The organism is Bacteroidales bacterium, assembly GCA_035299085.1.
Lineage (GTDB): Bacteria > Bacteroidota > Bacteroidia > Bacteroidales > UBA10428 > UBA5072.
The window spans coordinates 98,840-122,711 of record DATGXG010000024.1; the positions used below are offsets into that span (position 1 = coordinate 98,840).

The window sequence follows — 23,872 nt, forward strand, 5'->3', positions numbered from 1 at the left end:
TGGGGGAGAGGGGCAAGGAGGCCGGCTCCGCCGGCCTCCTTGCCCCGCCCAACCGCACATGTTAGTCCCGCAAACTGTCATTCCGACGGAACGGAGGAACCTCATTTTCATATCGTGCTTAAACAGCATGGTGCTGCGACGGAACGGAGGAACCTAATCCCTCCTGCACGTCTTGCTGATCTCACTCAGCAGGTAATCGCGATTTCTTTGTTCTTTGAAAAATCCGTTAATATAATATTCGAGCTTCTTTTTTGAACCGGAAGAAAGATATTCAAACTCATCAATGGTTTTTATAAAATCAGTCCTCAGTTTATCAAATTCCTCCAATACAGTTTTAATTTCTTCCTCGCTGATGCAATTGCCCATATAATATCTTTCGGTTACCAGTTTAATGGGCAGATTCTTTGAGGGCGCCGAATACGAGGTTTTTACAAATCCGGAGTAATCAAAATCGTAGGCTACCGGAATACCTTTGTTTGTGAAGGTATCCGCCGGTACAAGCACTTTGATATTGTGCAGCTTGGTCACTGACCAGTCGGTATTGCCGATCATATAATTGAACACGGCTACGCGTGCCATATTCTCTTCATTCATGTGTCTTTGCGAAAGCTTATCATTGTCCACAATCATAGCTTCATTGCGGGATGCCATATCATCATCGTTCTCAATCAGGAATCCATAAGCCGTAACAGATCGCCTGGGATTTTCAGAATCGATGTAATTAATATGAACAAGCCTTGTTTTGAAACTATACGGCGTAACCAGGTTGAATAATTTATAGGCAAGGTATTCCTTGAAAACGTAATTCTCATTCATCTCCGACTGGTTACAGTGGGTTACAAGCTTCAGCCTGTAATCGCCGAACTTGATCATGACCGGAGGAAAAGAACAATAATTGCGCCGCATTTCACCCCTTGCCTTCAGCTTGATTACCCGGGTAATCGAGTCGTTGTCATTCAACCTTACAGTAAGCAATCCGTCAAAATTCCGTGGATCGTTCTTAGTCCTCAGAAATTCATGGACATCAAAGTAAAGGGTTATATGCAGTAATTCATCGGAATTGAAAAAATCAATATCAGCTTCCGCTTTATTTGCGGATGCAGTTCCGGTCAAAATAAGCAACAGTAATCCTGCTGAGAGTATAATTTTCATTGCCTTTAATGTAATCAGAGTCTTTCCTTTTGTTTAAAGACCGTTAGCCTCCTGCTTTACCCTCTTTCGGTCATCCAGGTACAAATAAATGGCCATTGCAACAGGGCCTACCATGAACAATGAATAAAAAGGAGCATAAATGAATTCGTTCATGCGCAACACAAATTCAACTGCAGCAATGATAAGGGTTACAATGATCTGCCCTTTTTTACCCTTAACCGTTGTTGCCGGATCTGTTATCATGAAAAAAATAAAAAGCTGGTACATGGGACCCGTGATGGGCGCCCATTCGGAAAGAAAACTATCGCCCGTCAATACGCTTCTTAACCAGGCAAAAAAAGTAAAGGCAGCCACATAGGTTAATGTAATATGCAATCGCTTTACACGCCATACGATAATCATTCCGAGCATCCATATGACCAGCATAGGAAGGAAATTGTTTCCCCATTGAATGCTTAACCCTGCCACGCTGAAGGGTGCAAACATCAGCATCCATGAAATACCGAAATTGGAAGGATTCCAGATATGACGTCCTTTATAACGAATTACATATTTCGACATAATCGAAATAATAGCTGTGATGGCAAACGGCCAAAGAAAGGTTGAACGCACCAGTATACCCACGCTGATTCCGGTAATATAGGCACTGGCAAGGTTTTTCCATTTGCCTGTAGTTATCCGTCCGAGTATCAGGTCGGTTAGTACACTGCATGATATCGATAACAGGATGGCGCTGAAACCTTCGAGTATGCCGAATGTAAAATGTCCTGTCAGCAGGATGAGCGTGATAAAGACAGGCGGAACATACCTGAAATTCAGAAGATCGGAGAATGAAAACGTTTTTGCTTCAGTCATTTGGCTCAACAATTTTAATGAGAGAATTTACAGGTAAAGCGGAAATGATTTGCTTCCGTCCTCCGGGCCATGTGATCACAGCACTGTCTGCCTTTACTTTTCCGAGTCCGAAATGAAGCCTGCGCTGGTTCTGTGAGCAGAATCCGATTCCACCGGTTATTACCTGCGATTGTACCTGGTTATTATAATACAGGTCGATAATGGCACCTATGGCACTCCTGTTTGATTTTGTTCCGGTCAATTCAAAATCAATCCACTTATTATCTTTCGTTACATGATTTTGATAAATCTGCAACCGGTTATCCTGGTTCGCAACAATTACATCAAGTGTTCCGCAGTTCCACAGATCTGCCGATCTGTGTTCCGCAGTTCCACAGATCGGCTAGCGCAACACCACGACTGTCGTAAGATTCCTTTTCCGCCACCACGTTGGCGGCATCCGTAAAATATGCAGCCCCCTGGTTCATCCATATCTTATTTTGCTGGTATCCGGCGTGACTTCTGCCTTCGACGGCAGGCCAGTTTTTAACATCTGAAATAATGGCTGCATTTCCGCCGGTAACTTTGGCGTAATCGTACCAATAATCTGTGCCCTTTTTACCGGATATATAACCATTTGCAAGGTACAAATCGCTGAATCCGTCGTTATTCAGGTCGCCAAATTGCCCGCAATAACTCCACCCGCCGTTCTCAATACCCATGCGGCGTGCGGCATTTTCATAAATTACCTTTCCTTCCGACTGAACAGGAACCCAGAAATTATTCCCCTGGATCAGAACTCCGTCTTCCGTTATATTTGAAATATAGATCCCGAAATTTCCTTTATTTTCAACATCGGCAAACGATACATTCATACCGCTTTTGGGTGAAAAACCGATCATGGCACTATTGCTCTTTTCGATAAACCGCTTCCCGTTGTCATTAATATAAAATTCATCAATGCTGTAGTCGTTGGCTATTACAAGTTCAGGGTAACCGTCACGGTTAATGTCAACCGCACCGGCAGCCAGTGTCCACCGGGTTGTATTCAGTCCCATGCTGAATGTAACATCTGTAAAAGTACCGTCGTGGTTGTTTTCAAGAAGATAATTCCTTCCTCCGTTCTGTGCATATTCGAAACTCTCAGTAAGAACACGGGTATCTTTTAAATGCCATAAATCTACTGTTTCAGGGAAATAGCACCCGATAAACAGGTCGGAGTACCCATCGGAATTATAATCAAACCAGATTGCCGTATTCGCATTCATCCAGCCGGGAAGGCCACTTTTACCGGTAACGTCTTCAAACCTTTTTCCGCCCTCATTCCTGAATAACTGTGTTTTCCCCCACTTATATACAAGCAGGTCTTCATAGCCGTCGTTGTCAAAATCGGCCCACACACTGCCCATTGAAACACCCTCACCCTTTGTATTCAGATCCGCAATTCCCAGTTGCTGTGCCACATTCCTGAAGGTACCGTCCTTCAGGTTATGATAAAGGCAGTTTGGATATCCAAACCTGCTGTTCGTTACATAAAAATCATTCCAGCCATCGGCATCGTAATCGCAAACTGAAACTGCGGCACCCATAGATGAAATCTCAGGAAGAATCGGGTTAAAGAGCTTATCCAGCACCGGTGGATGGTGTATGAAATCAACATGAGCTTTTCCGGAGATTTCCCGGAGGTAAAATCCATACTGGCTTAATGCAGCCGTTGTATCTATTGGTACCGCTTTCTGCTCAGAATTTACCGGGTTGTGTGATACAAGGAATGGTAACATCAGTAAACCTGCAAACACACAAGCAATTAATACATTCGTTACAGGGAGAGAATTTTTTTGTGCCATTGTAGTTTTTGGGATCCCATTGTGAGACGAGATAACAATCTTGTTCATTAAATTGTTTTTTATGACCGGTTTTTCGTATACCCGAATAATTATTATCTTACCTGAATATATTTTCACATTATGAAAAGAATTCTGAAAATCACAGCTAACGTGTTGTTGGTTTTAGCCTGTTTGTTTGTGGCGCTTATCATTTTCCTGCTTGCTTACTATTCAATGCAGAGTAAACAAATCGCAAAACAGAAACAGGATCTTTCTCAAAACATGCAGACAAGAGTGATACAGGCAGATACAATAGTCACATCTGCCGGTGTGTTAAATCTGCTGCCTGTGCCCCAATCATTCCGGTTCAATTTGGGAACCTTCAGAATGCCTGAAGAATTTATATGTTCAATTTCTGATAGTCTAAAAGAAAACGCGGTATCTCTTTTTGAAATGTTTCCGTTTAAAATCTCTTTCTCGGGCAGAAAGGCAAACCTGGTGATTTCAGCAGATGAAGCCATTCCTTCGCAGGGTTATAAGCTGGACATACAGCCTGAAAAGATTTTACTGAGTTATGCCGACAATGCCGGGTTTCATTATGCACTCACCACAATAAAGGTGTTGAACCAGAACTATAACGGTATTATTCCCTGCATCACCATTGAAGATCATCCCGATCTTCCCGTCAGGGGTTTAATGGTGGACATCAGCCGCAACAAAGTTCCTACCCTGAATACATTAAAGCAAATTATCAGCCTGGTGGCCGATCTCAAATACAATCACCTTGAATTGTATGTGGAAGGCTTTTCTTTTGGCTACCCTTCATTTTCACAGCTCTGGAAAGACAAAGAGACGCCGGTAACGTGTGAAGAGATAAAAATACTGGATTCATTGTCCAGGAAATGTTTTATTGATCTTGTTCCTAACCAGAATTCGCTTGGCCATATGATGGCATGGCTGTCCCTTCCTGAATATGCAGGCCTTGCCGAATGCCCCGACGGTTATAAGTTTATGGGACTGATCGACATGAAAGCAACTATGGATCCGACAAACCCGGGAAGCCTTGATCTTGTTAAAAAAATGACTGATGACATGCTTCCCTGTTTCACTTCTTCAAAATTCAATGTTAATCTTGATGAACCGTTTGAACTGGGAAAAGGAAAAAGCAAAAAAGCGGCTCAAAAACTGGGTGTTGAAGGGGTATACCTCGATTATACCCTGAAGATTCATGATATGGTCAGCAGTAAAAACAAAGAAATGCTGATGTGGGGCGATATTGTCATGCGTCATCCTGAAATTCTCAAAAAACTTCCCAAAGATGTAACGATTCTTGACTGGGGTTATGAGGCCGGGTATCCCTTTGAACGCAATTGTAAAACACTTGAAAAATCAGGAATATCCTATATGGTTTGTCCCGGAACAAGCAGTTGGACAAGCATCACAGGAAGAACCAATAACATGCTCGGCAATATTGCTTCTGCAACTGTAAACGGTGTGCGTTATAATGCATCAGGTATGCTGCTGACCGACTGGGGCGACATGGGTCACTGGCAGTATCTGCCGGTCAGCTATGCAGGTTATGTAACAGGCGGGGCGCTGAGCTGGAACAGTAAGAGTTCAAAGGAATTCGGGCTTGTCCCGTTCCTCGATCATTACGTTTTTAAAGATGACAGGCAGATAATGGGCAACCTGGTACTTGACCTTGGTCAATACAGGCAGTTTGAAGAGGTTCCTGTGCCAAACATGACTACCACTATGCTTTCTTTACAGTTCGGACTGATGGATAACGTCATGATCCATGCCATCTACGAAAAAATTTCATCATCAATAATTGAACTGATGAAAGACCTGGCCCCAGAACTGATAACGGATTACAATGACAAGTACAACTCGCGGCATCCTTTTGATTTTTCGGGAATGTATACTTTTCTTGATGAAAAGGAAGCCCTGCTGAAAGCAGCGGATATGAAAACACCTGACAGCACGCTGGTTCTTGATGAATATCTTAATGCCATCCGTCTTTTACGAACCGGAACGACACTTCAGCACTATATTGAAAACAGGAATGATTTAAAGCCTGGGGAAAGAAAAGCTGAATTATCAAGGATCCGGATTCTGCTTGATGAGTATCTGAACGAAAACAACAGGCTGTGGCTAGCCCGCAATAAAGAAGGAGGATACGATACCAGCATCAGTGTGCTGAAAAATCTTCAGAATCAGATCACAAAAGAAATTGAAACAATGGATAAATCTTATATATCCAGGATGCTGGCTCGTTTTCGTGAAAAAATCATTACATCAGCTGCTGTAATTTACATAACAAAGATTGCCTGATCACTGATCCCTTTTTTATGCAGCGGTTTTAAACTGCTTACGTCTTTTCATATGACAGTAGATTAACCCTTACATAAATCAAGAATATGAAAAGACAATATTATTTCATAACAGCTCTCCTGGCGATTGCAATTACAGGTATGTCCTCATGCATCTCCTCGCAATCTCTCATCCCTGTGAAAGGAAATGGAATGCCGGTTGACAAATCATTTAATGTTTCAGACTTTAAAGGCATAGAAGTTTCAGGTGGATTTGATGTGATTTTATCACAGGGCAGTTCCGAAAAAGTGATATTATCCGCCCAGGAAAACCTGTACAATCATATAAAAGTTGATGTAGTTCAGGGTGTTTTACGTATCTATACAGAAGGCAACCTGATGCCTACAAGGCCTATGAAAGCCATGATCTCTTTTAAAGATATTGATCACCTTGATGTTTCAGGAGGTGGTGATGTAACCGCTGAAACCCCATTGAATTGTAAAGAACTGGGCATTGAAATAAGCGGCGGCGGAGATCTTTCATCCGAACTGAATTCAGAGGACTTTTCATGCAGGATAAGCGGAGGAGGCGATGCCAGGTTAAACGGGAAAGCCACCCGGTACAGTATAACCATGTCAGGCGGAGGAGACCTTGAAACCAATCTTGAAGCTTCCTCGGTAAATTGCGAATTATCAGGCGGAGGAAATCTGATTCTGAAGTCACAGCAGGAAGCCTCGGAAGTAAAAATTGATCTGACAGGAGGAGGCGATGCCGATGCCCTTGTAAATACAACATCCATGCAATGCTCGGTTTCAGGCGGTGGTGATCTTACGGCAAGGGGAAAAGCCGGTGAACTTGATGTTCGTCTGGGCGGAGGTGGAGACCTGAACGCATCATCACTTGAAACTGCCGTTGTTTCTTTCCAGGCAAACGGAGGTTCTGATATTTACCTTCAGGCCAGTAAGGAAATAAAAGGCACCATTTCAGGCGGCGGCGATGTCTATTATTCCGGCTCTCCTGATGTGGTTGCAATTGATACTCACGGAGGGTCAGAGGTGCATAAGCAATAGTTTAAAGAGGTTGTAGAGACGCACGGCCGTGCGTCTCTACAACCTCAAACCTCAAACAACAAAAAATCCTGTAATTCCTTGAATGGAATTGCAGGATTTTTTTTGTTTACCTTTTGCTATTACAATTTAACCGGTAAATTTGACCGTTCACCGAAAACTTAACCGGCAAATCAGCTTTGTGTAATATTTTTACTTCGTTTTACTAAACATTAAACCCAAATACAATGAAAAAATTGAGTTTCTCAGTCATTTCAATATTCCTGTGTTTAGCTATGTCAGCCCAAACATCAGTGAATCTGAAACTGAATCCTGAAAAGAATAAAGTATATCGGTTCCAGTCCCAATCAGAACAAACCACTTCGCAGACTGTAAACGGTATGGATCAGACGACCAGTACGGATAGCCGGACTTATCTTTCGATAAAAATGATTGATGCTTCACAGGGTTTATTCATTGCTGAAGCAAGATTTGATTCAATCCTAACCAAATCGAATTCAATGGGTCAGGTTGTTCAAATCAACTCTAACCTCGAAGGCAATATGGCCTCCAAGGATATGTCAGATGTAATGTCGTGCGTTATGCACAGAATATGCAAAAATCCGCTTTACGTTAAACTGGAACCCACCGGTAAAGTAACTGACATTGTCAACCTTGCCATGTTAAAGGACTTAGTTTTGAAGGATACGGGTTTGATAACCGGAATGATGGCCCCGGCAATCAAAATGCAGGCAGTTAACTCGGTTGGCAGGGATCAGCTTATTTCAATGATTCAGGGTTTCACCTATTTCCTTCCGGCAGCAGATGTTAAACCGGGTGAAAAATGGACGACCACTGATCCGCTGAATGCAGGAGGAATGTCGCTTGTAGTAAATTCCGATTATATCTTACAGACCGTTTCAGACAATACCGCAGCAATTGTCGGTGAATCTTCAATTAAAGCTGCTGAAAATGCAAAACCCATGGAGTATTCAGGTGCTAAGATCAGCTATGAAAGCATAATGGGATTGAGCAAATCCAGCATCATTGTGGATACTGCTACCGGTTTTGTAAAAGAAAATAAATCAAAAATGACAATGACAGGCAATCTTGGTGTAGCAGTCCAGGGAATGAATATGGAAATTCCAATGAAAGTTGATTCGGAAACCACTGTTGCCGCAATTCTATAATTTTTTAACTCTAATTCAATGAATAAACTTATTGTTCTGATACTATTTATATTCTCAGTTAACCTTCAGGCGCAGCAGGTTACCGGAAAAGTATGCATGCAATCGGATAAATCACCCGCGCAATTTGCATCAGTTGGTTTATTACAACTTCCTGATTCCGGCATTGTTACCGGTGTCATAACACTCACCGACGGTGCCTACACCTTTGAATCGGTCAGGCCCGGTGAATACGTTGTTAAAGTGAGCTTTATGGGATATGCAAATGCACTGAAGAGTATTTCAGTGAAAAATGATGCAAAAACAATTGTGGATACCATATTCCTCACTGAAGCCGCCACAAGTCTTCAGGAAGTCACTGTTGTGGGCGAACGGTTAAAGGGAAAGGAACTTGTTGACCGGACCACTTACAATATCCCCCCGCTTGTTGCCAAATCATCAACAAACGGATATGAGCTGCTGAAAAAGATACCCCAGGTAAATGTGGATTTTCAGAATAATGTAACCCTAAACGGAAGCAGTAATTTCATTATCCAGGTTGATGGAAGGCAACGTGACAAGGAATTTCTGGCCAAACTTCTTCCTTCGGATATCGAAACCATTGAGATCATCAGCAATCCTTCAGGCAAATATGAAGGCAATATTGACGGCGTAATCAATATCATTCTGAAAAAGGAAGCACGTTATGGTATGAACGGGAATGTAGGATTCAATATAAAACCGATCAATAAGCTCACTTATAGTGGCACAGGCAGCCTTGATTATTCAATGGGTAAAATCACATTCTATATTACCGGCTTCAAGGGAGGACAAAACCTCCATATCAATTCATCAACAAGGACGAGCTTTAAAATGCTTGACTCAATAAGCAATGCCTCCGGTTATGGAGATATTAAGGTTGGATTTGCCTCAGTAAATACTGGTTTCGACTATTATGTCAATGACAAAAACAACATCAGTTTTAATGTATCTTACAAGCCGATTCGCCAGGATATAGACATGATAAGCAATACCAATTTAAAGAGAAACAATTTGCCCGATAGTATTCTTTTCTCCTCTATCACAGGTGATTTGACCAAAAGCGATGAGGCTACCTTTTCGCTTTTCCACAAGAAGACTTTCAAGAAACCTATCCAGGAATTCACAAGTGAAACCAGCTATTATATCTTTAGGTCAAACCAGGACAGTAAATTTGTAAACACACTAGAGTCCCTGGGAACAGAACCGATTTATGCCAGGAAAGAAATCGACCACAATGAAAGGGATTATTTTTCGGTAAAGCTAAACTACGTTCAGCCTTTTGGAATGAATACAAAGCTTGAGGCCGGTTATCAGCTGTATTACCAGGATATGAACTACAATTTTACAATAAACGATACATCGGATGATAACCGGTTCAAGTATGCTGAAATGCGAAATTCAGTGTATGCCGGGTTGACTTTTAATGTCAAAAAATTCGGTTTCCAGACTACATTGCGGGCTGAAAACAGCCATATCAATGCGGACTCTGTGACATCACCCGATTATACCTGCCTGTTACCGTCGGTAAATCTGCAGTATAAATTTTCAGCCAGTCATAACCTGAAGCTCACCTATAACAGGCGCATCAACAGGCCCGGTATATACGATATGAACCCGTATGAAAAAATCGGCCAGAACTACGACGTTTCTGTCGGTAACCCTGACCTGAGACCAGACTATCGCGACAGGTTGCAGTTGACGTATACCTGGAACTTCGGAAGCAATTATTTTTCGCCGAACGTGTATTATGAATCCTTATCAAATAAAGTGGGCAGAAGATCAGAGCTCATCAAATCACCTGTTGACGGCTCCTATACTACGTTTACAAAACCGTATAACCTGCTGAGCGGTTATGAATACGGAGGAGGTGTTAATGCCATGCTGTGGTTTGTGAATATTAACGGCCGGATTTTCCAGGGCCATTATGACAAATATGAGAAAGGTTCATTTGCAATACCGGAGCGTGATTACTTTTCTTACAGCCTCACCAGTTATGCCTATGCACCGCTTGACAAGGCGAAAAAGACAACAGCCTTCGCATTCCTGCAATACAACGGGGTAAATATTGACGCGCAGACAAAGACATACAGCCTTGCTTTCTATGGTCTCGGCGCACAAAAGCAGATTAAAGATCACAGTATCGGATTCGTATGGCTGCTCCCTTTGTCAACCAATGTTGATCTTACACGTACAGAGACTGAAACGGATTATTACCATGTAAGGAATATAATTGGCTTTGATGTAGCCTGGTTTATACAGGTGATGTATTCCTACAAATTCAATAAGGGTAAAAACGTGAAGAAGATCGGCCACAAGGTTGATGTGGAAAGTGACAGCAAAAGCCAGGGAATTGGAATGTGATTTACGATTTAGCGATTTACGATTTACGATTTGAAGATCAGGAAACTTCTGTCCGGAATATCGGACAGAAGTTTTTTTATTTTATACCAGGCTTATTAAAAAACCATGGTATCAACGTAATCAAAAAAAATTATATTTGAAATGTATACTCCGACCTATAAATGAAACCTGATCCAACTTCAACGTTAAACCCTGATTATAACGTAACAAATCTGACGGAAAGCAAAATGCTCTTCAAAAACATTATTGAGCAGGCGCCAGTTCCTATGGCTATTATAGATATGAATGGCTCTGTCGAGTTTTTCAATCATAAAGCCCATGAGATTTTTGGCTATTCAATCGAAGATATTCCGGATGTATTGACCTGGTGGCAAAAGGCTTACCCTGATGAGAACTACAGAAATCAGGTCATAGAATCATGGAGTTCTAAAATTGTAAGTGCCGTGACCGGGCAAACTGAGATTGCCGGAAGTGAATACACGGTAACCTGCAAGGATGGCACGCGAAAAGAAGTCTATATATCAGGCTGTGCCATTATGAGCAAACTATTCGTTTTGTTCATTGACATGACGGAACACCGTGCAATGGAAAAAGCACTTCATGACAGTGAGCAGCATTACAGAATGATTTCTGAACTCACGTCGGATTATGTTTTCCGGTTAAAAATAGCTGAAGACGGACGTGCTGATATGGATTTTATTTCAGACAATTATAAATCGATTACAGGAAGACAAAAGGAAAAATCCGGTGTTGATTTCTGGAAATACTTTATACACCCCGATGATTATCCAGTGCTGATGTATGAATTGTCGGAAATCAGAAAGAAACCCCAGTCCCGTGAATTTGAATGCCGGTCTTTTATCGATGGCGGAAAGCAAAGATGGGTGCAGGTTTTCAGCCGGTCAGAATGGGATGAGAAAGAAAACAGGGTTGTTTATATTGTTGGTGCGGTAAAAGATATTACGGAAAGAAAAACGGCCGAACTTGAATTAATTGAAACTAACCACAAATTAAAGGAGGCAAAAGAAAAAGCAGAAGAAAGCAACCGGCTTAAAACCTCGTTTTTGCAGAATATGAGTCATGAGATCAGAACTCCCATGAATGCCATCATGGGCTTTGCCACTTTGCTGAAGGACAATCATGGTAACCAGGCCAAATTAGAGAAATTTTCTACGATCATATGTGAAAGATGCAATGATTTGCTGGAGATCATTGATGAATTGCTCGATATCTCCAAGATTGAATCAGGGCAAATGTCTGTGTCAATCGAGCGCTACAATATTGAAAACATGTGTAAGGAACTCACAGGTTTTTTCAATGAACATAAAAAACGTATTGGCAAGGAGAATATAGAATTTTCAATGAGCAAGGGTGAGAATGTTCCCGGTAAATTCATTATGACCGATCCTGTAAAACTAAAACAGATTTTTATTAACCTCATCGGGAATGCGTTTAAATTCACATCGGAGGGTTCAATTTCATGCGGTTGCAGTGTGAATGATAACGATGAGCTTGTATTTCATGTTGCTGACACTGGGATCGGGATCCCGGAAGACAAGCAGGATTTGATTTTTGAACGTTTTGTGCAACTTGATGATGAAACTTACAGCGGAACCGGATTGGGTCTTTCCATAGTGAAAGGACTTATTGCCATAATGGGTGGCCGTATCTGGCTGATATCGAAAACTGAAGATCTTGAAAAAGAAATAAAAGGCGGAACTACATTTTACTTCGCATTCCCGGACTGGAGGTGTCAGGAATAAACCTGACAGCGTCGAAGACCTGTCAGCGTTTAAAACTTTCGTTGGTGGATTAATTCAAATAAATAACGCTGTCAGGTCCTTCGGACGCTGACAGGTTAGATCCGGTGTAAAACCTGACAGCGTCGAAGACCTGTCAGCGTTTTACGTTTTCAGGATTGAACCTCTGTTTGAGTGATACTTTCAGATACCGGTAAACAATTCAACATGTTTTATTGTTAGAGATGCGTATCCTTTTATGGGATCGCATATTATTAGTAATTAGGCAAGTATAATTGTTAACCAAAATCAACTTATTATGAAATCACTCGGCTTTGTTAATTATGCCAGGTTACTGGCAGGTATTTCACTTGTAATTTTCTCATTCAATTCCTGTAAAAAAGACGACGACAACAACAACAATGATCCTGCATATGTGGGCACCTGGAGCAGGACTGATACTATTCCTGTGGACACTTTTGCTCTGCAGGTAAAGGATCTTCTTACTTTTACAAAAACCACGGTCACCAACATGGGACAGATCTATAATCCCGATACCGATGAATGGCTTGATCTGATGGGTATGAAAGGTACCTTTACAGCCAGTGGAAAAACATTGGATATTACTGTAGACCAGGTTGGAATATCCGATTTTGATACCCTTGGTATACCGTCCGGTAATATTCAATATTTTACAAAAGATGATGCTGAATTTAACCTGGTACTAAATGAACTCGATCAGAAAGAAAACTTCCAGGCAGAATACAATGTTTCCGGAAACAAGCTCACCATGAAAGTTGATGACAACGATGACGGCGACTTTACCGATGACGGTGAAACTCAGGTTTACACGAAGGAATCGGGAAGCGGCATGTAAATGAATTCAAATCACCTTTGAAAAAGTTTGAGGAAGAGGTTTGAAGAAGAGTTTGAAAACAGTTTAACGATTTCAAACTCTTTCAAACCACTTCAAACTGCTTTCAAACATCTTAAAACTGATTACCGATCACCGATTACTCCTTACTCCCTTCTCTCCTCTCTTCTCTTCTCCTCCCTTCTCACTGCGTCTCTCTTAAGTTTTTCAAGCTTATGTTCTCCATAGGTCAGTCGGATAATCAATACGAATAACACAGGAACAATTACTACTCCCAGGAAGGTTGCAGCAAGCATTCCTCCCAGAACGGTCCATCCGATTGTATGCCTTGCCACGGCCCCGGCCCCTCCGGCAAATATAAGGGGTGATACTCCGAAAATAAACGCAAAGGATGTCATCAGGATAGGTCTGAGCCGGAGTTGAACGGCTTCGAGGGTGGCGTGAACGATATCCATACCGCAATCGACCCTTACCTTGGCAAATTCAACTATCAGGATTGCATTTTTTGCAGCAAGTCCGATTAAGGTAACCAGTCCTATTTGCGCATACACATTATTGCTTAGCGAAGGGTTAAGTGTAAGCGCTGTGATTGCGCCAAACGCTCCCAGCGGAACCGCCAGCAGAACGGCAAGCGGAGCTGACCAGCTTTCATAAAGCGCCGCCAGAAAAAGAAACGCAAAGATCAGTGAAATAAAAAAGATCATGACTGTGGTATTACCTGCAATAATTTCTTCACGGCTTAACCCTGAAAATTCATAGCCATACCCGGCAGGAAGCGTTTCAGCAGCCACCTCAGTCAGTGCCTGGAGCGCCTGTCCGCTGCTGTAGCCTTCTGCGGCATTCCCGTTAAATTCGGCTGACCGGTATAAATTATAATGAGGAATAAGCTGGGCATTTTCAGTAATGTTATAGTTTATAAGCGTACTCAGTGGGAGCATGCTTCCTGCTTCATTTCTTACATAATAATTGCCAAGCTGGGAGATCGAATTCCGGTACAGGGTATCGGCCTGAACAACAACCCTGAAATTTCTTGAGTACAACGTGAAATCATTCACATACCGGCTTCCGAGGAAGGTCTGCAGGGTGCTGTAAACATCAGACAGGTTCACACCCATTTTTTTGCATTTCTCCCGGTCGACCTGGATTTGATATCCCGGAGTGCGTGCGGTGAAGAATGTAAATGTGTTTGAAAGTTCCGGCCTCTTCCTTGCGGCATTCATAAAGTCGCCTGCGACTTTTTCAAAAGCATGGATATCATCGGTACTTTCGCGTTGTTGCAAAATGAAGCTGAACCCGCCGGTTCTGCCCAATCCCGGAATGGCCGGGGGCGGAATAATGACAATCCGGGCATCATGAATCTCCGCAAAACGTTTTTCAAGTGTATTAATTAGAGAAAACAACTGGAGAGATTTCGATTTCCGCTCGTCCCAGGGATCAAATGAGCAAAATACGGTGCCGGCATTCGATTTGTTTGAAAATGATACCACATTCAAACCTGTAATGGCAGCGTAATGCCCTATTCCCGGAACTTCATCCAGTATCTTCATGACCCTTTGAAGCACTTCAGTTGAACGGCTGATAGATGAAGCTTCAGGCAATTCAAACGTGATAAATACCCGGCCTTCATCTTCAGTAGGGATGAAACCTGTGGGTTTATTTTTAAAAAGAAGCAATGTTCCGGCAAGGAGGCACACAAGGAAGATAACCACAAGTTTGGTATGACGGAACGTCTTTTCCACGAACCGGGTATAGCGACCCTGAACTTTTTTATAGCCATGGTTGAAAACGTCGAATACCCTGATATGCCTTGCCTCTGCAGGATTCGGGTTTCTTTTGAGCAGCAGGGAGCAAAGTGCAGGAGTGAGGCTAAGTGCCACAAATGCTGAAATCAGCACAGAAATAGCAATGGTTATGGCAAACTGCTGGTATAGTTTTCCTACAATACCGGGTATAAAGCCTACTGGTACAAACACAGCAGCAAGAACAAGCGCAATGGCAACGACAGGGCCGGAAATTTCCTTCATGGCCCTGTATGCTGCTTCGCGTGGTGACAGGTGAAGCTCGTCAATATTGTGCTGTATAGCTTCCACAACAATGATCGCATCATCCACAACAATGCCGATGGCGAGCACGAAGCCGAAAAGCGTCAATTTGTTTACAGTGAAATCAAGCGGAACAAAAAAAGCAAAAGTCCCTATAATGGAAACCGGTATGGCCAATATGGGAATGAGTGTGGCACGCCAATTTTGCAGAAAAATAAAAACGACAACGGTAACCAGCAACAAGGCAATCAGCAGGGTATGCACAACCTCATTGATTGAAACCCTGACAACCGAAACGGTTTCAAAAGGGACAAGGAAATCGATATCCTCAGGGAAAGAAGATTTCAGCTGGTTCAGGGTGTTCAGCACACCGTTGGCTGTTTGAATGGCATTGCTGCCGGGGCTTTGAAAAACCAGGAGGAAGGAAGCTCTTTTTCCGTCAACATATCCGCCGCCTGAATACTGGAATCTGCCCAGTTCAACACGGGCAATATCACGCAGGTATAGCATGGATCCATCACGGGGATCTGTTTTAACTACAATATTCCCGAATTCTTCCTCCGATTTCAATCGTCCGTTTACAAAAGCGGTGTATTCGAATGCCTGCTCGGCAGCCTGTGGTGCAGCACCTACCGAACCGGCAGCTACCTGTACGTTCTGTTCCTGGATGGCACGGATCACATCGCCGGCTGTGATGCTTTGCTGAACCATTTTATCAGGCTGCAGCCAGATACGCATGGCAAAATCCTCAGCCCGTGTAAAAACATCACCGACACCCTTAACTCTTGATATGGCCTCACGGATAAAGATATTGGTATAATTATCGACAAATCGAACGTCATGGGTTCCATTCGGTGAAAATATGCCGACAACCATTAGAATGCCTGTATTACTTTTTCTCACTGAAAGTCCCAGCCTGCGTACATCATCCGGAAGCTGGGGCAAAGCCAGGTTCACCCTGTTTTGTACATCCAGGGCGGCAATATCCACATCGGTTCCCAGGTCAAAGTTCACACTCATACCCATGCGACCGTCGCTTGTACTGGTGGTCGACATATAGGTCATTCCCGGAACCCCGTTCACCTGGGTTTCGACCGGAATCGTTACAGTTTGCTCAACAGTTCCCGCATCGGCGCCGATATAGATACCTGATACCTGCACAACGGGTGGCGTAATGCGCGGATATTGACTGACAGGAAGGTTAATTAAAGATATAAGTCCTACAAGTGTGATGACTATTGCTATAACAATGGCTGTAACCGGTCGTCTTATAAATGTATTGGCTATCATCAATCTATTTCTTAATCGGTAATTGTCTTATCGCTGATAACAATGGCTGAACCATTCTGCAACTTTTGCAGGCCATCGGTGACAATCTGCTCTCCCTCCTGCAAACCGTCCTTTATTACAGCCTTACCGGCCAGAAAGGTGCCCAGCGTAACTTTTGTTTGTCTAACCTTCTGGCTGTCGACAACAAATACAAAATATTCAGACATCTGTTCCATAAGGGATTTGGAAGGTATGACAAGTTGTTCGTCATAGCTGTTGTTCAGCACATTGACACGGCAGCTCATTCCCGCTGTAAGATTCCGGTTGGCATTCGGGAATTCAAGCCTTACTTTGATCGTACCGGTTTGCGGATCCACTGCCCTGTCGATTGTCTGAATTTGTCCGTTGGCCGGGTAAAAAATATTATCCGCCAGCATAATGCGGAAAATAGAATCCCCGGCACCCGGTTTAAGTGCAGCCAGTTTACGGAAGCGGTTAAGTTCTTTTTCATTAATAACAATTTCCACAGCCATCGGGTTATCGGATGATATGGTATTCAGCAGGGTCTGGCCGGGCGTGATCAATGCTCCCATTTTTACCTGCGAAATGCCTATGATTCCATCAAAAGGCGCCGTAATAACGGAGTAATTCAGTTCGGTTTGTGCTTTTGTCAGTTCGGCTTTAGCGGAAACAAGCTGAAGGTTAGCATTTTGTAAATCCGTTTGAGCATCATCATATCGTTGGCGTGCTATGGCTTCCTGCTGAAGAAGGTTCGAATATCTTTCCACATACCGTTTAGCCCTTTCAACATTTGCCATGGCAATATCGGTATTTGCTTTTGCCTGTTCATAAGAAGCCTGGTATCGGCTTCTGTCAATTTCGTATAGTTTTTTGCCTTTCTTTACAAAATCTCCCTCCTTGAAAAATATACCTGTGATAAACCCCGATACCTCACTGCGGAGTTGAACTTCATTGAGAGGTACAACAATACCGGGATAAATGTCATAAAACATCACCCTTTCTTTTTCAACCGTGGTAACATTCACAGGCACGGGAGGAGTTGAACCGGAATCCGTACTTTTTTTACAGCCTGTAATTAATACAAACAGCATTAAAACCAGAATTGCTGAAGTATGGAGTTTTGTTGACTTAATCATGATTTTAATAATTGGTTGAAATATTTCCAACTGCTGCATCCACATCAATCCGGCTTGTGATAAGCCTGTAAAGGGCGTTTAATTCATTGATCCTGGCCGATCTGAGGTCGGCCTCCGATACAATGACTTCCAAAAAACTTTTTATTCCCTGGTTGTATTGAAGTCTAACCGTATTATAAATTCCGTCAGCCAGTATCACATTCTGCCGGGCTGCCTCCAGCGTTTTCATATTGCTCTTGTAAGAAGCCATGGCGGTTTCAAACTCAGTGCGGATGCGGTTCCCCAGGTTAACACTGTCGAGTTTCATATCTTCAAGATGGAGCTTCGCTGCCTTTATCCGGAACATTCTTTGTCCACCGCTGAACAGGGGCAGACTTAACCGCAAACCGGCGGATGAATTCGGGAAATCACGGTCATACAAGGCATTCAGGTTGTCATTCTGGTAAACAAGATTATAATTCGCATAAGCTGATAACGAAGGAAGGAACTGCATCCTTTGTCTTGTTACTTCAGCCTGTTGAAGCCTGATGGAAGTTTCCTGCAACTGGTATTCAACCCGGTTCCGGTGACTGGTTGTAAGCGACGTATCCAGGAACGTGGTTTGCTGTAATTTTGAACTATCCATGGTAATGGTAAGTGGCATGGAAAGCGGGTATCCCATCAGTTGTTTAAGAACAGTATTTTTAACCCGTATTTCTTCACGGGTTCCTGCAATTTCGGCATCCACATTATTCAACGCAATTTGTGCCCGCTGGAAATCTATTTTATCATTTAAGCCGTTTTCGAACAGGCTTCTTGCATCCTGCAGGCTTTTTTCAAGACGTGTCCTGTCTTCAAGGTAAAAATCAAGCCTCGCCTTTGCCAGTAAGACATCATAGAAAGCCTTGCTTACATTTACAACTAGTTCAATCAGGTTCTGCTTTGTGCTTTGTTTAGCCTGGCGATTATATAAACCGGATGCCCGACCGGCTATTACAAGGTCCGGATCAAAAATGTTCTGGCTTGCATTCAGTTGAATGGCTGAAGTATTTACCACACCGGTAGTGACTTCCCTTTTAGGACCTTCGGGATTGCTGAAATCAGGAAAAATAGATACAGGCTGCAACAGGTAATGCTGGTAATTGGCACTTACATCTACCTGTGGGAGCCATCCTGATAAGGCTGCGCCAGTATTGTTCTTTGCCACCTTTTCACGAATCGCCGACTGGGCTACCACTGGCTGATGCTTCAGTGCATAACCCAGGCATTGGTCAAGGCTGGCATTATCGTTAAAAGTATCACCGGTTTGGCCGGCTGCACCAGCCGCTAAAAGAAATATCCACCACAATAAAAAAAAGAGAAAACGGATGTTCAGGAGGCATTTATATACAACCATGAGGGTCAGGCAAAGGATCCATATATTGAGATTTATGGATATAACAAAGCCGGATGTTTTTGGTTTGTGACCCGTTGATTAAAAACTTTCAGTTTGCCGGATTGTTATGAAAGAAACCTTAAATGTAATGATCATGATAACTGCCGAAAAGACGACTATAACTGTGAAAACCGAGATAAATGCCCCGGTTGAAAAAGTCTGGAGTTACTGGACTGACCCGAAACATATTATGAACTGGAATAATGCCTCGGAGGACTGGTATACCCCAAGGGCTGAAAACGATTTCAGAATTGGCGGAAGATTCAATTACCGCATGGAAGCCAGGGATGGCAGCGACGGATTTGATTTTGCCGGTGAATATACAAGCATCGCGTTGCTTCACCAGATAAAATATACAATGAATGACGGGAGGACTGCACAGGTAAATTTTACATCTGATGGTAATAAAACCGTTGTAACTGAAGTTGTGGAAACCGAACAGCTGAATTCGATTGAATTACAGATGAAGGGATGGCAGGCTATACTTACCAATTTCAGGAAATACATGGAGAAGTCAGCAAAAACGGAAATGCTGCATTTTGAAATCTTCATTGAAGCACCCCCTGAAAAGGTGTATACCACGATGATTGATGAAAAGGGTTATTCCGAATGGACTTCCGAGTTTAATCCCACTTCAAGGTTTAAGGGCTCCTGGGAAAAAGGTTCAAAGATCCTTTTTCTAGGAGAAGCCCAGGACGGAAGTCTTGGAGGGATGGTGAGTATCATTAAGGAAAATATCCGCAACCGCTTTATAAGCATTGAACACATGGGTATTGTTGAAAACGGGCGTGAAATACTCTGTGGTCCCGATGTGGATCGCTGGGCAGGGGCTCTTGAAAATTACACGTTTACAGAAAAAGAAGGAAAGACACTGCTTTCGATCGATGCCGACTCAGATGACAAATACAGGTCCTATTTTATTACTACCTGGCCACGAGCACTCCGGAAGCTTAAATCGATTTGTGAAGAACAGGATGATATTAACCAAAACCTATAAAAAATGGCACGAGTAAGCACCTACCTGAATTTCCCGCGGAACACCGAGGAAGTGTTTAATTTTTACAAATCCATTTTTGGCGGAGAATTTGAAGGCGGAATTTCGCGGTTCGGAGATATTCCGCCATCCGATGAAATACCGCCGCTGGCAGAAGCCGACAAAAATCTTGTGATGCATATTTCGCTCCCTTTACTGGGCGGCCACAGACTGATGGGAACTGATGCACCGGAATCCATGGGTTTTAAGGTGAATTTCGGGAACAATGTTTACATCACACTTGAACCGGACAGCCGTGAGGAAACGAAACGCCTTTTCGACAGGCTGTCCGACGGTGGCCAGGTGGAAATGGAACTCCAGGATATGTTCTGGGGGGATTATTATGGCAGCTGCACAGACAAGTATGGTGTGAGGTGGATGTTTAATTGTGCGGCGAAGCAGTAATAAGCAGTTTAAGCAATAAGGGGTTAAGAAATTTTAGTAATAAGGTTAAATATTACAAGGAGTTAAGGTCTGGGAAATTTCTCAGGCCTTAATTGCTTAATAGCTTAATAGCTTTCATTAGTCAACTCTTTCCGGCTGAAAATCAAAAAAATTGCCCCAATGGTCATGTAAATGGGTATATTTAAGGTCACACCCTTACTGACATGGCAACAAGAATTTTATTCCTTTTGTTGGCTTTATTTCCTTTTACGGCAAGGCCAGACAATCACCCAGGTAGCGGATCTGAACAATACTCCTTACACTTATTGCCCTGAATTTACCCTTATAAATTTTAAGGGTAAATTATATACTTATCATCCACATTTCTATCAAAATAATTTCAGTTTCGATGGCACTAAAAAAGGCCCCGGTTTTGAGTTTCCGATTAATCATTACCTGAATATTAATGACAGTATTCTAATTCTCGAAAAAAGTATATCACATGAACTGTTTCAATACGATGGAATAACCAATAAGAAACTGGTTTCGTGCCCCTCTGATATCGAAAAACTGGTATGGTTCAATAATGGATTATATTATACTTCTTCAACAGGTTTATGGAAAATTGAGGATACCACTGCCATAAATATATCCGGCCTTCCCAATATTCAGCGGTTAATAGTTTGTGAAAAACATTTGCTGATTATAACTGTTGATCAGGTCCTTTGGATATACAACGGTATTGACCCCCCCTATCACGATCCCAAATTATCAAATGCAATTGTAAGTACTTTAAAACCGTTTCATGGCAAACTAGCCTATGCAGCCAATAATGACACATTTGGTGTCGAATTGTGGATATACGACTTTATCAATCCACCGGAACTTATAGCAGATATAAATAAAGGCGCTAGTGGATCTAATCCCCGCTGCTTGCAGGTAATCAACGATCAGCTATTTTTTTATGCAGATACCGCTCTTACTCCAGGCTTACTCTGGGAATATGATGGTACCGGGGTACCTGTTGTTTCACATCTTCTTGACGGTACACCGGTTGAACTTCCGGATGTTGATGATTTTGGAGTATTGATAAACGGGAAATTATATACCAATCCTGATGGCCTGTGGGTTTTTGACGGAGTAAATCCTCCCCGTATCCTGGATTCTGAAGTAGGCAGGTGGTACTCCCGGTTAACTTGGTTCCAGGACAAATTATACTTTTTTATTTATATGAGTCATGTCGGGGGATGCTGGAAAATGACAGACGAAATCAACCCGGCTGAACATGCCTGGTTTGGCGATACATATGGTTCCAATCCTTCTTGTAAAACAGTATTCAAAGATACCTTGTATTTTTTGGCGGACGATGGTGGGGGTATTGACTTATGGGCGTATAATGGAAAAGGTAACCCTTATATTGCCAAAGAAATTAGCCGTCCGTCAAACCCTAATTTTCCGACAAAAATTCTGAAAACTAATGAAGAACTTATCATACAGGGGGACCGCTTTATTATAACGTTTGACGGGAGTAACTCTTATACCTTTTTATCTGACAGCAATGTTTATATAGAATATGTATGGCCTGCTTCAGATGGTTTTTATTATAAACTTCATTTAAGCAGTTCAGAACAGGCAAGTCTGTGGTACATGAATAAGAATCATTATTCTAAACGTATCACCGAAATGGATTACTTTTTTTCGGGTATAGTTTGCGATAACCGGTTCCTCACTACAACACCAGATGAGACATATGGACGGGAGCTGTATTTTGCTGATACTGCAGGGCATTATTCCATTCTGGCAGATCTTGTACCCGGGAGCGGTGATTCAAATCCTCAATTGCCTGTAATGTTAAAAAACAACTATTATTTTACTGCTAAAGATGAAAGCCAGGCAATTTGGCTATGGAAGTACAATTTCAATATGGAATTCCCGGAGAAAGTTATAAACATAGAAGATTCAACGGGTTCTCGATATTTTGGGAGGTTTACTTTTCAGGAACAACTGTTCTTTATGACTGAAAACGGAGTGTATTTTCTCGACATGAATAATTCGGTTAATGAAATAATAAAAGGTGATTTCGAAGAATTTTACATTTCGGGAAACTGTTTATATTTAAGGGATGGATCAACATTTTATGAATATACGGGAAAAGGTACTCCCGTATTGATGGACTTGCCATACAATGCACATAATTTCATCAGCTACAGGGATAAAACTTTTTTTGATGGGTGGGATGGTACGAGTTATTTTTATCAATATGATCATGAAAATAAACCGGTGCCAATTTTTAAACCAGCTGCAGATCTTGTGCTGTATAAGAAAAAAATATATTTTACTGCCCCGGATAAGGACAACCAGAAAGAACTTTTCGTAATGACCTTTCCGGATTCAGTTTTGCACATCACTGCCTGTGATCCGTTCAGGTTAAACAGTCATGTAATACACGAGTCAGGCGTATACTTTGATACAATTTCTGATATCGCCGGACTTGACAGCATAATAGAATTGCATTTATTTATCCTTCCGAAAAGTACTTCATTTCAGGGAATTTCATCCTGTAATTCATTTCTATCACCCAGCGGCCGATATAACTGGACTACCAGCGGTGTTTACACCGATACCATACCGAACTCTGCCGGATGTGACAGTATTATTCAGATTGACCTTGCAATTACCCATGTGGATGTAACAGTCATACAAAACGGCAATGCACTGATATCTGCCAACTATGAAGCCGGCCATCAGTGGATAAATGTGGATAACGGAAACCAGCCCCTGCCTAATGATACATCATACACATTCTTACCGGATCACAGTGGCCGTTATGCAGTGATTATAACACAGGGAACCTGTGTGGATACTTCATCAGTTTATACAGTTAATATTACAGGAAATGAACAGTTCAGTAACGGAAATATTCAATTGTACCCTAATCCCACTGATGGTAAAGTAACTATTGATCTCGGAAAGATTTGTGATGAAGCAACTGTAACCATTATGAATTCAACCGGGATGGTGGTTCAGGAATTGAAAATCAGAAATTCACAAAAGGGAGAAATTAGGTTGAATGAACCGGGGATGTACCTGGTGAAAGTGAGAACCGGGGATGAGGAAACAATACATAGAGTAATTAAGCAGTAAGGAATTTAAGGCCTAAGAGATTTTGCTTAATACCTTATTACTAAACACCTTATTACTAAACACCTTATTACTAAAC

At 42.3% G+C, this 23,872-nt stretch carries 16 protein-coding genes; 9 read left to right on the forward strand and 7 right to left on the reverse strand.

Annotation, left to right across the window (positions count from 1 at the left end; genetic code table 11):
- Nucleotides 1–153 precede the first annotated feature (153 nt).
- Genes VK179_06895 through VK179_06910 form a run of 4 tightly spaced genes read right to left on the reverse strand, consistent with a single transcriptional unit; the run spans nucleotide 154 to nucleotide 3,881 of the window.
- Entirely contained in the window at nucleotides 154–1,152 is a 999-nt protein-coding gene (locus tag VK179_06895) for a hypothetical protein (GenBank protein HLO58450.1), read from the reverse strand.
- Between the two features lie 33 nt (nucleotides 1,153–1,185).
- Nucleotides 1,186–2,007 (reverse strand): hypothetical protein, encoded by an 822-nt coding sequence (locus VK179_06900; protein HLO58451.1) that lies wholly within the window; start codon nucleotides 2,005–2,007, stop codon nucleotides 1,186–1,188.
- Nucleotides 2,000–2,302: an ASPIC/UnbV domain-containing protein gene (locus VK179_06905; GenBank protein ID HLO58452.1), complete on the reverse strand. Its 303-nt coding sequence runs from the start codon at nucleotides 2,300–2,302 to the stop codon at nucleotides 2,000–2,002. The genes VK179_06900 and VK179_06905 overlap by 8 nt, the downstream gene beginning before the upstream one ends.
- A gap of 28 nt (nucleotides 2,303–2,330) precedes the next feature.
- Nucleotides 2,331–3,881 (reverse strand): VCBS repeat-containing protein, encoded by a 1,551-nt coding sequence (locus VK179_06910; protein ID HLO58453.1) that lies wholly within the window; start codon nucleotides 3,879–3,881, stop codon nucleotides 2,331–2,333.
- Nucleotides 3,882–3,953: 72 nt separating this feature from the next.
- On the opposite strand from VK179_06910, the gene VK179_06915 reads away from it, so the two are divergent.
- From VK179_06915 to VK179_06940, 6 genes are all read left to right on the forward strand, one after another.
- The gene (locus VK179_06915) at nucleotides 3,954–6,146 is read left to right on the forward strand and encodes a family 20 glycosylhydrolase (GenBank protein ID HLO58454.1); all 2,193 of its coding nucleotides are present in this window, start codon (nucleotides 3,954–3,956) and stop codon (nucleotides 6,144–6,146) included.
- Nucleotides 6,147–6,232: 86 nt separating this feature from the next.
- On the forward strand, nucleotides 6,233–7,195 hold the full coding sequence (locus VK179_06920) for a DUF2807 domain-containing protein (GenBank protein HLO58455.1): 963 nt from the start codon (nucleotides 6,233–6,235) through the stop codon (nucleotides 7,193–7,195).
- Nucleotides 7,196–7,419: 224 nt separating this feature from the next.
- On the forward strand, nucleotides 7,420–8,361 hold the full coding sequence (locus tag VK179_06925; protein ID HLO58456.1) for a DUF6263 family protein: 942 nt from the start codon (nucleotides 7,420–7,422) through the stop codon (nucleotides 8,359–8,361).
- 18 nt (nucleotides 8,362–8,379) lie between these two features.
- Nucleotides 8,380–10,740 carry a TonB-dependent receptor gene (locus tag VK179_06930; GenBank protein ID HLO58457.1) on the forward strand — a complete coding sequence of 787 codons (2,361 nt, stop codon included), beginning with the start codon at nucleotides 8,380–8,382 and terminating at the stop codon, nucleotides 10,738–10,740.
- A 161-nt stretch (nucleotides 10,741–10,901) separates the two neighbouring features.
- Nucleotides 10,902–12,503: an ATP-binding protein gene (locus tag VK179_06935; protein HLO58458.1), complete on the forward strand. Its 1,602-nt coding sequence runs from the start codon at nucleotides 10,902–10,904 to the stop codon at nucleotides 12,501–12,503.
- 295 nt (nucleotides 12,504–12,798) lie between these two features.
- Nucleotides 12,799–13,356, forward strand: coding sequence for a hypothetical protein (locus VK179_06940; protein HLO58459.1), 558 nt, complete (start codon nucleotides 12,799–12,801; stop codon nucleotides 13,354–13,356).
- A gap of 143 nt (nucleotides 13,357–13,499) precedes the next feature.
- On the opposite strand, the gene VK179_06945 is transcribed toward VK179_06940, so the two are convergent.
- The 3 genes from VK179_06945 to VK179_06955 are packed head-to-tail and all read right to left on the reverse strand — an operon-like array spanning nucleotide 13,500 to nucleotide 19,196.
- A complete protein-coding gene (locus tag VK179_06945; protein HLO58460.1) occupies nucleotides 13,500–16,685 on the reverse strand; it encodes a multidrug efflux RND transporter permease subunit in 3,186 nt (1,061 codons plus the stop codon).
- An 11-nt stretch (nucleotides 16,686–16,696) separates the two neighbouring features.
- Complete coding sequence (locus VK179_06950; GenBank protein ID HLO58461.1) at nucleotides 16,697–17,821, reverse strand: efflux RND transporter periplasmic adaptor subunit; 1,125 nt, start codon at nucleotides 17,819–17,821, stop codon at nucleotides 16,697–16,699.
- A gap of 4 nt (nucleotides 17,822–17,825) precedes the next feature.
- Nucleotides 17,826–19,196 (reverse strand): TolC family protein, encoded by a 1,371-nt coding sequence (locus tag VK179_06955; GenBank protein ID HLO58462.1) that lies wholly within the window; start codon nucleotides 19,194–19,196, stop codon nucleotides 17,826–17,828.
- A gap of 133 nt (nucleotides 19,197–19,329) precedes the next feature.
- On the opposite strand from VK179_06955, the gene VK179_06960 reads away from it, so the two are divergent.
- The 3 genes from VK179_06960 (at nucleotide 19,330) to VK179_06970 (ending at nucleotide 23,796) form a co-directional block, all read left to right on the forward strand.
- Nucleotides 19,330–20,232, forward strand: coding sequence for an SRPBCC family protein (locus VK179_06960; GenBank protein HLO58463.1), 903 nt, complete (start codon nucleotides 19,330–19,332; stop codon nucleotides 20,230–20,232).
- Nucleotides 20,233–20,235: 3 nt separating this feature from the next.
- Nucleotides 20,236–20,673: a VOC family protein gene (locus tag VK179_06965; protein HLO58464.1), complete on the forward strand. Its 438-nt coding sequence runs from the start codon at nucleotides 20,236–20,238 to the stop codon at nucleotides 20,671–20,673.
- Between the two features lie 171 nt (nucleotides 20,674–20,844).
- On the forward strand, nucleotides 20,845–23,796 hold the full coding sequence (locus VK179_06970; GenBank protein ID HLO58465.1) for a T9SS type A sorting domain-containing protein: 2,952 nt from the start codon (nucleotides 20,845–20,847) through the stop codon (nucleotides 23,794–23,796).
- Nucleotides 23,797–23,872 lie beyond the last annotated feature (76 nt).